At 72.6% G+C, this 12,451-nt stretch carries 2 protein-coding genes; both read right to left on the bottom strand.

Features of this window, described 5'->3' with window-relative positions:
- Nucleotides 1-94: 94 nt before the first annotated feature.
- Nucleotides 95-6,124: an Ig-like domain-containing protein gene (locus HLB15_RS03485; RefSeq protein WP_212759458.1), complete on the bottom strand. Its 6,030-nt coding sequence runs from the start codon at nucleotides 6,122-6,124 to the stop codon at nucleotides 95-97.
- 207 nt (nucleotides 6,125-6,331) lie between these two features.
- Complete coding sequence (locus tag HLB15_RS03480; RefSeq protein ID WP_311979550.1) at nucleotides 6,332-12,406, bottom strand: Ig-like domain-containing protein; 6,075 nt, start codon at nucleotides 12,404-12,406, stop codon at nucleotides 6,332-6,334.
- Nucleotides 12,407-12,451 lie beyond the last annotated feature (45 nt).

Genomic DNA, 12,451 nt, shown 5'->3' with positions numbered 1-12,451 from the left:
TCGGACTGCTCGTCGCTGTGGTCACGGGTGAAAAAGTCGTGTCGATCATGGCGTGGCCGGCCGCCGTGCGCTCGGCGGCCGGCCACGGAGGGTTCTACCAGGTACGCGCCTCGTACCGCTTGCCGTCGATCCGGACGGCCACCTCGGTGTTCGGGTAGCCGTAGAAGCACGTCATCTGGCGGCTGCCGCTCGAGGAACCGAAGTTGATCGTGTAGGACCGGTCGGGCGTCAGGATGTTGTGCCAGCCGGACTCGTCCGGGTTGGTGCCCGACATGCACTCCACCTGGTGGTTACCGGTCGGGAAGTCCTGCCAGTTGACCACGAAGTACGAGCACGAGGAGTGCGAGCAGTCACCGTTGCTCACCTTGGGGCCCTTGGTGACCCAGGCCCGGGGGTCGGGCCTGGCGTCCGACCGGGCGGAGGCGCAGCTCTGGGCGGTCTGCCCCTCGGAGTCCCTGACCGTCACACACGCTTCCTTGACCTCGCTGTAGCCGGCCGAGGCCGACTGCGTGCCGCTCTTGTTGGAGCTGCGGATCGCACCGGTCACGGAGACGGTGGTCGAGCGGCCGTTGGTCGCCCGGGCGTCCCAGGTGAAGGTGACCTTCCGGTCGCCGCCGCTCGCGCTGATCGACGGCTTGGGCGGCGGGCCGTACGGGGTCACCGCGTTGGACGCGGCCGACCAGTCGGAGCAGACGTACGCGTTGCACGCGCGGACCTGGAACGTGTACGCAGTGCCGTTCTTCAGGCCGGTGTAGGTGTACGCCGTGACGTTGCCCGCGTTCTGCTCCGCCATGCCGCTCGCCTTGACCTCGTACCTCTCGCCGGTGCCGCGGACGTCGCCGACCCGGCTCCAGGTCACGGCGGCCCGGCCGCTGGTGTTCGTGCCGAGCTGGGCGCGCGGCGTGCCCGGGACGTCCGGCGTGCCGTAGGGCACGACCTCGTTCGACTGGCCGCTGACGGGCGAGTCGCCCGCCTTGTTCGTGGCCATGACCGTGTAGGTGTACGTCGAGTTGGTGCTCAGGTCCTGGATGACCTTCCGGGTCCCCGTCTCCGTGAGGGTGCGGGTCCTGGAGCCGTCCCGGTACTCCGTGAGCGTGTACTCCTTGACCGCGTCACCGTTGTTCGCCGGCGCGGTCCACTCCACCGTGATCTGGCCGCCCACGGCGGTGTTGACACGCGTCGCCGTCGGCGGGCCGGGCTGCGCCGGGGGCGCCGCGGGCGTCTCGGGCGCGGACGGCTCGCTCCAGTCCGACGGGTCCGGCGCCTTGTTCCGCGCCTGGACGCGCACGGTGTAGGCCGTGCCGTTCTCGAGGCCGTTCCACGTGACCGAGCTGCCGGTCTGGCACTGCTTCTGGGTGACGCCGTCGGTCGGTGCCGGGCTGATCTCCAGGTTGACGCACTCGATCGGCGACCGGTCCGTGTAGGAGCGGTTGGTCCAGCTCACCGTGAGGGACTTGTCCCCGAACTCCAGCGTGGGCGGCTCGGGCTTGTCCGGCTTCTCGTCCGGGCGGGCCTCACGTGAGGCGGGCGACGGCTCGGAGTCACCGACCTCGTTGGTCGCGACCACGGTGAAGGTGTACTTCACGTTGTTCTTGAGCCCGTCGAAGGTGCACGTGGTCGTGGCGCACGCGTGCTCCTGGCCCGTGTTGGTGCGCAGGGTGTAGCCGGTGATGTCCGCGCCGTTGTTGTTCGGCTGGTCCCAGCTGAGCACCACGGTCTCGGAGCGCACCTCCTCGACCCGCGGCGCACGCGGCGCCTCCGGACGGCCCAGCACGGTCACCTTGAGCACACCGTCGACCTGACGGTCGGCGTCCTCCGTCGCGTCCTGCACGGTGTAGCGCACCGTCATGACGCCGTGGAAGTCCGCACCCGGCGTGACGACCACCTCGGAGTCGGTGAACGACAGGCTGTCCGCGACGCCCGTCTCGGTCACCGCGTTGGTGATCTTCCGCGGCTTGCCCGGGAACGGGTTGGTGTCGTTGTCGAGCACGGACACGGACACGGACCTGCCCTGGTGGGCGTCCGGCACCTCGTCCGGCGACGTCTGGATCAGCGGCCGCGTCGAGGCGACCACCCTCACCGTGAGCTGGGCCTCGACCTCAGGGTTCCACCCGTCGGCCACCGTGAACGGGATGCTCTGGGTCGTGCCCTTCGGAACCGACGGCTCGGCCTGCGCCGTCACGGCGCTGCCGGACGCGGTCGCGGTGATGCCCTCGCCGCCCGCCACCTTGAAGGTCAGGTCGTCCTTGTCGGGGTCCTTGACGTACCGGGCCAGGTCGACCGTGGCCTCCTCGCCCGCCGCGACCTCGAGCACCGGGGTGCCGGTCACCTTCGGGGGCATGTTCTTGGCCGGGGTCACGTCGATGGGCAGCGTCAGCACCGCTGTCAGACCCTCGGGGTCGTCCGGGCCCGAGCCGTCGGTCACCTCGAAGGTCACCGACGCCGCCCCCGCGTAGTCCTCGGCCGAGGTGTACACCACCGTGTCGTGGTCGGTCACCGAGACCTGACCCTCCAGGGCCTTGACCGTCTTCTCCTCGGTGATGCGCGGCTCGCGGTCCTCGCGCACCACCACGTAGCCCGCCAGGTCGATGGTCAGCGGCTCGCCCGTGGTCGCCTTGAGCGGCTCCAGGCCCGGCTTGACGTGCGGCCGCGACTGGTCGCCCGGCACCCGCACGAACGCCTTGGCCTCCAGCCCGTCCATGTCCGTGACCGTGTACGTGATCACCTGCGCCGACGGCGCCAGCTCGATCCGGAGCTGCTTCTCCTCGGTGACCGTGACGCCCTCGAGGCCCTCGGCCACGGACACCTCGAGCTCCGCGGCCACGCCGTCGGGGTCGACGTCGTTGGCGAGCACGTTCACGGTGACGCTCGACGCGCCCTGCACGTCGTCCGCCGTGACCACGTCGTCGCTCGCCACGGGCCGCAGGAGCGGAGCCTCACGGTCCACGTTCACCGTGATCGCGCCGCTCGCGCGGGCCTGGAACGTGTCCTGGACCCCGTAGTAGAAGGAGTACGAGCCCTCGTCGTCCGGCGCGGTGAGCACGACGTCGTCCTCGACCGCCTTCGGCTCGATCCCGCTCTCCTCCGTGCCCTCGAACCCCTTGGCGTACAGGCCGATCTGGTCACCGTCGGGGTCGGTGTCGTTCTCCAGCGCCTGGACCGCGACCGTCCGGCCGGGGCGCACCGTCGTCTGGTCGTCCTCGGCCTGCGGCGGCTGGTTGGTGGCCGGCTTGGGCGCGATGCCCACGCGGACCAGCCCCTCGGCCGGCGCGCCGCGCGTGTCGGTCACCTGGTAGGTGAACGTGTCGAGGCCCGGCTCCGCGGACGCCTTGTAGTCGATGAAGCCGTCCACGATCGTGGCGGTGCCCTTGCTCGGCGCGCCCGAGATCGACGACAGCGTCACGTAGTCACCGTCCGGGTCGGTGCCGTCCAGCGGCAGCGGGATGCGCACCACACCCTCGGCCAGCACGCGCGCCTCCACGTCCGGCAGCTGCGGGGCGGTGTTCGACTGCTCGTCGACGACGTTGATCGTCACCTGGGCCGAGTCCTTCTGCCCGTTGCTGTCCACCACCTCGTAGACCGCGTGCACCGTGCCGGCCTCGTCGCCCGCGCGGAAGCGCACCGTGTCCTGCGACACGAACGCCTCGCCCGCGCTCGCCGGCGGCTCCTCCTGCAGCTCGTCGTTGAGCGTGAGCTCCAGGCCGTCCGGGTGGGTGTCGTTCCTCAGCACCGGGATCGTCACCACGTCGCCGGTGTGCACGACCGCCGTGTCCGGGCCCGCCTCCGGCGGCCGCAGCGCTGCCGGCGCGGGGATCGGCACCACGCGCACCTGCCCGCTCGCGGTCCCGCTGCCGTTGCCCACCGTGTAGTCGATGGTGACCGGCCCGCTGAGCCGCTTCAGCTCCGACACCTTGAGGACCTGGTGGTTGAGCACCGAGACCTTGACCGGCGAGTCGTCGGGCACCTCGACGCCCTGGACCACGAGCACGCCGCCCGCGGGGTCGGTGTCGTTGGCCAGCACGTCCACCAGCGCGGTACCGCCCGTGGGCAGCAGCACCTGGTCCGACACCGCGATCGGCACGCCCCCCTGCTCCGGCGGCGTCACGACGTCCACCCGGACGAGGCCGGTCACGGGCTCGGGGCCGTCGGTCACCTGGTACGTGACGTCGTAGGAACCGGGCTCGTCGCTGACGAACTTGAACGTCCCCGCAGTCGCGTTGGTCGTGATCTCGGCCTTCTGCTCCTCGGTGACGCTCGTCAGCCGGAGCTTGTCCCCGTTGGGGTCGTAGTCGTTCCTCAGGGGCTCGACCGTGATCGGCTCACCCGCGAGCACGGTCACGTGGTCCTGCACCGCGATCGGCGGGACGTTGCTCGCGATGACGTCGATCTGCAGCACGCCCTCGACCGGCACACCCTGCGCGTCGGACACCGTGACGTCGACGATCTTGCGCCCGATCGTCGTGCCGCCGTCGCGGAACTCGATCGTGCCGTCGGGACGGAAGCGCACCTCGTCGAGCGGGTCCGCCGTCGAGGCGCTCGACAGGAACAGGTCGTCCCCGTCCGGGTCCTTGAAGTACGGCAGCACCTTGATGGTGCCGAGGCCGCCCTGCCCCACCCGCAGCACCGGCTGACCGGACTGCGTCGGAGGGTTGTTCTTCTCCATCGGCACGACGTCGACCGTCACCGACGCGGTGGCCTTGCCGTTCTCGCGGCCGTCGTCGACCTCGTACTCGAAGGTGGTCTTCCCGGAGGCGTCGGCGGGCACGTCGGCCTGGAGGGCCGCGCCGTCGAGCACACGGTTCACCGCGGCCGGCCCGTCGACCTTGCCCTTGACCGTTGCCGTCATGACGTCACCGTCGGGGTCCACGTCGTTGCCGAGCACGTTGAGCACGGTGGTGCGGCCCGGCCGCACGCCGATGACGTCGTCCTTCGGCTTCGGGGCCCGGTTCGGCTTGCTGCGGTCGGCGACGAGCTGGTCGACCTGCTCAGGAGTGGTCTCCTCCGACTCGGTCTTCTCGCCCTCCGCGTCCTCGGGCATCTTGAGGTCCCAGTCGTCGACCTTCTGGAAGTCGTCGGCCGCCATCCACAGCGTGCCGTCGGCCACGTCGTTGAGGACGATCAGGTTCCGGTTCACGCGGTAGACGAGCGTCGCGGCGGGGTCGACGCCCTCGAGCACCTCGTCGACGTCGTTGTCCTGGTCCGGGCAGTCGCGGATCACCTGGCCGGTGCTCGACCACGCGCCGTAGACGCACTCACCGAGCTGCACGGGCGCCGACGGGTTGCCCGACGCCGTGCGCTTCGTCGGGGTGCCGCCGCGGAGCGGCTGCGACACGAGGCCGTCGGCCGTGGCGATCACGACCGCGTCGGACTCCGCCGACGGCTGCTGCAGCATGGGCTGCGCGCCGTCCACCTTGACCGTGTCGCCGCCCGGCAGCACGAGCGTCGAGCTCGACTGGTCCAGCACGACGGGCTTGTCGCCGACGGCGGAGACCTGCACCTCGGCGTTCTGTGCGAGGGGGAGCTCCGACTCCTCGACCTCCTCCGGGACGCCCTGCGCGCCGGTGGAGACCGTGTAGAGCGTGCCGTCGGCCGGCACCGCGAGGAACACCGTGCCGTCCTCCGCGACCGTGAGCGAACCGCCGGGGCCCGCCTTCACGGTCGGCTTCGTCTTCTTCTCGTCGAACCCGCCCTGGTCGAACGGCAGCACCCAGGCGCGGCCGGACTCCGGGTCGTACACGGCCGTCGTCGCCTTGCTCGCCGCGACCTTCGCGCCCGCCGGGAACTTCATCGTCGCGTCGAGCGCGAGCAGCGCCGGGTTCACCGGGCTCGCCGAGGAGTCGCCCACGTTGTCGAGCAGCACGCGCTGGGCGTCCTGTTCGACGTCGAAGCTGGTCGAGTTCGCCAGCAGGGTGCCGTCGAGCGCCTTCGCCTCGTAGTTGAAGCGGCCCAGCTTGCCCGTGGCCGTCTGCGTGACCCACACGCCCGAGTCGTTCAGCTCGACGTCGGCCGTCGCCTCACCCTCGTACAGGAAAGCGAATGCGACCAGCCCCGCACCGAAAAGAGTCACCGCACCGACCGACGCCACCGACCGGCGATTCTCCATCACGCGCGAGACAAGGCTCATGCGCTCCTCCTCGATCCACTCACTCTGATCAGCTCACTGCCGCGAAGCCGCTCGCCCGGACGTACACACGGGGGCGACGAAAGCACCCTACCGGGGAGGTGGGTGAAGAGTCCCGGAGTTTCGCTGGGGAGGACTCCCCATAGCATTTGTCCAGATTGTAGGGGTGTGTCTGGTGAGCGGCACCGAAAAGGCGGCGAAGCACGCGGATCACCATCGCAGGTGGTTGGACTCGCCGAGCTGCTGCGTCTCGACCCACGTGTACTGGCCCGTGTAGCCGTGCATGCAGTCCGACTGGCCCGACCAGTTGCCGTTCGCGTCCGTGCGCAGCGGCACGCCCCACGCCTGGCCCCACCACGGGCCGTCCTCCCACCGCGGGAAGTACACCTGGCCCGCCGGGTCGTGCTGGGTGGAGAGGCAGCGCATCGTGAACGCCGTGTTCGGCTCCCAGCCGGTGATCGTCATGTTGATCCACCGGCACGCGGCGCCCTGCCGGCAGCCCGAGGAGCTCGACGCGTCGGCACCCTTCGAGATGGTGAAGGTGCGGTTGGCCGGGTTCGGGTTGGTGCGCCCGCTCCCCGACGCCGTCGCGCCGCAGCCCGCCTCGTTGCACGCCTGGGCCTCGATCGTCCAGGTCCTGCTGTACGCGGGCCCGACGTCGACCGTCCCGCCGGACGTGCTCAGGTTCTGCCAGCCGCCGCCGTCGATCCGGTAGCGCATCGACTGGAGCGCACGGCCGCCGTTGCTGCCGGGCGGGCTGACCGTGAACCGGCCCTCGCTCGACGAGCGCAGCGACCACGCCACCCCGGGCGCACCCGGCGTCGTGTAGGGCACGACCCCGTTGGAGCTCGCCGACCAGGCGGAGCACGTGTACTGGTTGCACGCGCGCACCTGGAACCGGTACTGCGTGCCGTTCGAGAGGCCCGTGATCGTGGCGGGCGACGACGCCGTCCGGGCGGGGACCCCGTTGCCCTGCACCTCGTACCGGTGCGCCGGGCCGCGGAACGCGTCCGCCGGGATGCCGCTCCACCGGACGACCGCCTGGCCGTTCGTCGTGCTGCCGAGCTCCGCCGTCGGCGCGGCGGGGACCTGCGGCTGCCCGAAGGGCACCTGCTCGGGCGACCGGGCGCTGGCGGGCGAGCGCCCGGCCTTGTTCTCCGCCGTGACGGCGAACGTGTACGACGCCTCGGGCGACAGGCCCGAGACCACGCGGGACGTGCCCGTGACGGTCTGGGTCTCCTTCAGCGTGCCGTCCTCGAACACGTCGAGGTGGTAGCGCGCCACGGGGTCGCCGTTGTTCGCCGGCTCCGTCCACGACACCGTGATCTGGCCGCCGAGGGCGTTGTCGACGCGCTGGGCGCTCGGCGCGGCCGGCTGGGCGGGCGGGGCCGCCGGCACCTCGGGCGCGGACGCGTCGCTCCAGTCGGACGGCTCGGGCGCCGCGTTCACGGCCTGCACCATGACCGTGTAGGCCGTGCCGTTGGCGAGACCGTCCCAGACGGTGGACGTACCGGTCACGCACTGCTTCTGCAGCACGCCGTCGGCCGGGGCCGGGCTGATCTCCAGGTTGACGCACTCGATGGGCGACCGGTCGGTGTAGGTCCGGTTCTTCCACGTGACGGTGAGCGACTCGTCCCCGAACCGCAGCGTGGGCGGCTCGGGCTTGTCCGGCTTCTCGTCGGGGCGCGCCTCCCCGGAGGGACCGGACGGGTCGGACTCCCCGACCTCGTTGGTGGCCGTGACGGTGAACGTGTACACCACGTCGTTCTGCAGCCCGGTGACCGTGCAGGTCGTCGAGGCGCACTCCGTGGCGTCGCCGCGGCCCGACCGGACGGTGTACCCGGTGATCTCCGCGCCGTTGTCGGACGGCGCGTCCCAGCTCAGCACCACCGTCTCCGAGCGCACCTCCTCGACCCGCGGCGGGCGCGGCGCCTCGGGCCGCCCGAGCACCGTGAGCCGCACCGTGCCCTCGACCTCGCGGTCCGGGTCGGCGGTCGCGTCCGCCACGCGGTAGCGCACCACCATCGTGCCGACGAAGGTGTCCGCCGGTGTGACGGTCAGCGCGGAGCCGGTCGGCACCGCGCTGCCCCGCCCCGTCTCGACCACCGCGCCCACCACGGTGAGCGGCTCCTCCGGGAACGGGTTCACGTCGTTGGCCAGCACGTCGACCGTGACCTCCTCGCCCTGGTGGGCGTCCCGCACCTCGTCGGGGTTCGCGCGGGCCGGCGGCCGGGTGGAGGCGACCACCGTGACGGCGAGCTCGCCCGCGACCGGCGGGTGACCGCCGTCGGTCACGGTGAACGGGACGGTGACGCGGGTGCCGCGCGGCACCGAGGGGTCCGCCTGGGCGAGCACGGTCGTGCCCTGCGTCCCGAGGGTGAGCCCGTCGGCGCCACCGGTCACCTCGACGGTCAGCGGGTCGCCCTCGGGGTCGACGACGAGGCGCGACAGGTCGAGCGACGCCTCCTCGCCCGCCGCGACGTCCAGCAGCGCGGTCCCGCGGATCTCGGGCGGCTGGTTGCGGCTCGCACGCACGTCGATCGGCAGCGTGAGCACCGCGGTGCGACCCTCGGGGTCGTCGGGGCCGTCGCCGTCGGTCACCTCGAACGTGACCGACGCCGGGCCCACGTAGTCCTCGTCGGACGTGTAGGTCAGGGTCGTGGGGCTCGTGACCTCGCGCGTGCCCTCGACCGCCGTCACCTTCTCCTCGACGGTCAGCCGGGGCGTCTTGCCCTCGGCGACGACCACGTACTCCGTGAGGTCGATCTCGAGGGTCTCGCCCGCGTAGGTCGGCAGCGCCTCGACCGGCTGGCGCAGGTGCGGCAGCGACCCGTCGCGCGGCACGCGCAGGAACGCCTTGCCCTCCAGGCCGTCCTGGTCGGTCACGGTGTAGGTGAGCACGCGCGGCTGCTCGCCGAGGGCCACCGTCACGGCGCCCTCCTCGTCCACCGTCACGCCCTCGGCCGGCTCGCCGTCCGGGCCGAGCACCGCGACCTCGAGGTCGGCGGCCACGCCGTCCGGGTCGGTGTCGTTGCGCCGCACGTCGACGGTCACTGTGTCCGACGTGACGTCGGCGGGTGCGACGGTGTCGTCGCGGGCCACCGGGCGCAGCAGCGGCGCGTCGCGCGCCACCTCCACGGTCACCGACCCCGTCGCGCGGGCCGCCCAGGAGTCCTCGATGCCGTAGTAGAAGGTGTGGGTGCCCTCGCCGCCCGGGGTCGTGACCAGCACCATGCCGTCGACCACGCGCGGGTCGAGCGCGTCACCCCCCTCGAACGAGCGAGGAACCAGGGCGACCTGGTCGCCGTCCGGGTCGGAGTCGTTCGCGAGCGCGTCGACCGCGACGTCGCGGCCGGGGCGCACGAGCGTCGTGTCGTCGCCCGCCGTCGGGGGCTGGTTCGTGCCCGGCGGCCGCGCGATGCCCACCGCCACCGTGCCCTCGGCGGACGCGCCGCGCGTGTCCGTCACCGCGTAGCGGAACTCGTCACGGCCCGCCGCGTCGCGCGTGGCCTCGTACTCGAGGAACCCGTCCACGAGGCGCACCGTGCCCTTCTTCGGCGGCACGGACAGCCCGTCGAGCGTGACGTGGTCGCCGTCCGGGTCGCTGCCGTCCAGCGGCAGTGCGACGCGCGTGACGGCGCCCGCGAGCACGCGGGCCGTCGTGTCCGGCGGCTGCGGCGCCGCGTTCTCGAGCGTGTCGGTCACGTTGATCGTGACCTGCGCCGAGTCCTTCTGGTTGTTGCTGTCCCGCACCTCGTACACGACGTGCACCGTGCCGGCCTGCGACCCCGCCCGGAACCGCACGGTGTCCTCCGAGACGAACGCCTCGCCGGACTCCGGGCCCTCGACGAGCTCCTCGGCGAGCGTGAGCTCCAGGCCGTCCGGGTGCGCGTCGTTCTTCAGCACGGGCACCGTGACCACGTCGCCCGTGTGCACGGTGATCTCGTCGGCCACCGCCTCGGGCGGGCGCAGCCGGGTCGGGGCGGCCACCGGCACCACGCGCACCTCGCCGACGGCGCTCTGCGCGCCGTTCGACGCCGTGTACCGCAGGGTCACGGGGCGGTCCAGGCGCGCGGTCTCGGCGACCCGCAGCACGTGGTGGTCCAGCACCGCGGCGGTGACGCCCGCGTCGGCCTCGACCGACGTCACCACGAGCACGCCGCCGGACGGGTCCGTGTCGTTGGCGAGCACGTCCACGAGCGCCGAGCCGCCGGCCGGCAGCAGCACGGTGTCCCCCACGACGACGGGCGGCCCCGCGTCCTGCGGCGGGGGCAGCACGTCCACGCGGACGAGGCCCATCGTCGAGTCCGGGCCGTCGCTGACCTGGTAGGTGAGGTCGTAGCTGCCCGGGTCCTGGCTGACGAACCGGAACGTGCCGGCCGCGTAGTTCTCCGTGACGGTCGCCGGCGCCCGCTCGGACACGCTGACCAGCCGGAGCCGGTCCCCGTTGGGGTCGGTGTCGTTGCGCAGCGGCTCGACGGTGACCGGGTCGCCGGCCTGGACGGTGACGTGGTCGGCGACGGCGACGGGCGGCTCCTGCGTCGCGACGACGTCGACCAGCAGGCGGCCCTCGCCCACCTGGTCCAGCCCGTCCGACACGGTGAGGTCGACGATCTTGCGACCCGTCGTGGTGCCGCTGTCCCGGAACTCGACGGTGCCGTCGGGCCGGAAGCGCACCTCGTCGGCCGGGTCGGCGGTGGTCGCGCTCGAGAGGACCAGGTCGTCGCCGTCCGGGTCGCGCCAGAACGGCAGCACGCGGATGCGCGCGTCCCCGCCCTGCGCGACGCGCAGCACGGGCTCGCCGCGGGCCTCGGGCGGCGCGTTCTCGCCCGGCGGCACCACGGTGAGCCGCACCTTCGCCTCGGCCGTCCCGCCGCGCCCGTCGTCCACGGTGTAGCGGAACGTCGTGCTGCCGGTCGCCGTCTGCGGCACGTCCGCCTGGAGCGCCGCGCCGTCGAGCACGCGGTCGACGGTGACTCCCGTCTCGCCGCCCGGGCCCTCGACAGTGACGGTCATGACGTCGCCGTCCGGGTCGATGTCGTTGGCGAGCACGTCGAGCACCGTGGTGCGGCCCGGGCGCACGCCCAGGGTGTCGTCCTTCGGCTCCGGCGGCCGGTTCGGCTTGTCCCGCTCGGCAAGGAACTGGTCGACCATCTCGGGCGTCGTGGTCTCGGACTCGACCTTCTCGCCCTCGGCCTCCTCCGGCATCGTGAGGTCCCAGTCGTCGACCTTCTCGAAGTCGTCGGCAGCCATCCACAGGGTGCCGTCCGCCACGTCGTTGAGCACGATCGCCAGGCGGTTGACGCGGTAGGCGAGCTCGCCGTCCGCGCCCTCGAGCGTCTCGTCGACGTCCCGGTCGGTGCCGCTGCAGTCCCGCACCACCTGCCCGGTGCCGGACCAGGCGCCGTACGTGCACCCGCCGAGCTGCACGGGGGCCGCGGGCGTACCGGACGCGCGGCGGGTCGTGGCGTCGTCGCCCGAGAGGGGCTGCGTGACGAGCCCCTGCGGGGTCGCGACGACGACGGCGTCCGCCGCGCCGGACGGCTGCTGCAGGCGGGCCGACGCCGCGTCGGTCAGGTCGACGACGTCGCCTCCGGGCAGCACGAGAGCCCCGGCGGTGCGGTCGAGCACGACCGGGTCGTCCCCCACCGCCGTCAGCTCCACCTCGGCGTCCTGCGCCACCGACAGCTCCGTCTCCGTCGGCTCGCCGGCGACGCCCGCCGTGGTCGTCGGCACCGTGACGAGGCGGCCCTGCCGCGGCACGGCCGCGTACACCGTGCCGTCCGTCCCGACGGCGACCCGCGTCCCGGGGGCCAGCTCCGCCGTCGGCTCGAGCTGCTCCTCGTCGAACTGCGCGGCCCCGGAGAACGGCAGCACCCACAGGCGCCCGTCGTCGGGGTCGAGCACCGCCGTCGTCGACCCGCCCGACGCGACGACGGATCCCGCGGGCACCGTCATCGTGCCGTCGAGCGCCAGGTGCGCGGGGTCCACCGGGTTCGCCGTGGCGGCGCCCGGGTCGGTCATGAGCACGCGGTAGGCGGCCTGCTGCACGTCGAACGTCGACGACCCCGCCAGCAGCGTGCCGTCCAGCGCCTCGGCCTCGGTGTTGAACCGGCCCAGCAGGCCCGCCGAGGTCTTGGTGACCCACACGCCGGAGTCGTCCAGGTCGACCTCTGCGGTGGCCTCCCCCTGCTGCAGCACGGCGAGCAGCACGAGGGCCCCGGTGAAGAGCGTCACCACACCTGCGGAGACGGCCGAGCGTGGCGACACGTTCAGTCTGGGCACAGGTCTTCCTCAGGTTGTCGTCCTACAGCGGTGCGCGCAGCCTAT

It is taken from the genome of Promicromonospora citrea, assembly GCF_013004695.1.
GTDB lineage: Bacteria > Actinomycetota > Actinomycetes > Actinomycetales > Cellulomonadaceae > Promicromonospora > Promicromonospora citrea.
The sequence above is the reverse complement of the archived record's forward strand: the minus strand, read 5'-3'. Positions and strand labels throughout refer to the sequence as shown.

Coding starts and splice junctions, on each gene's coding strand:
- HLB15_RS03485 (WP_212759458.1), bottom strand. CDS start 6,124: ATGAGCCTTGTCTCGCGCGTGATGGAGAATCGCCGGTCGGTGGCGTCG.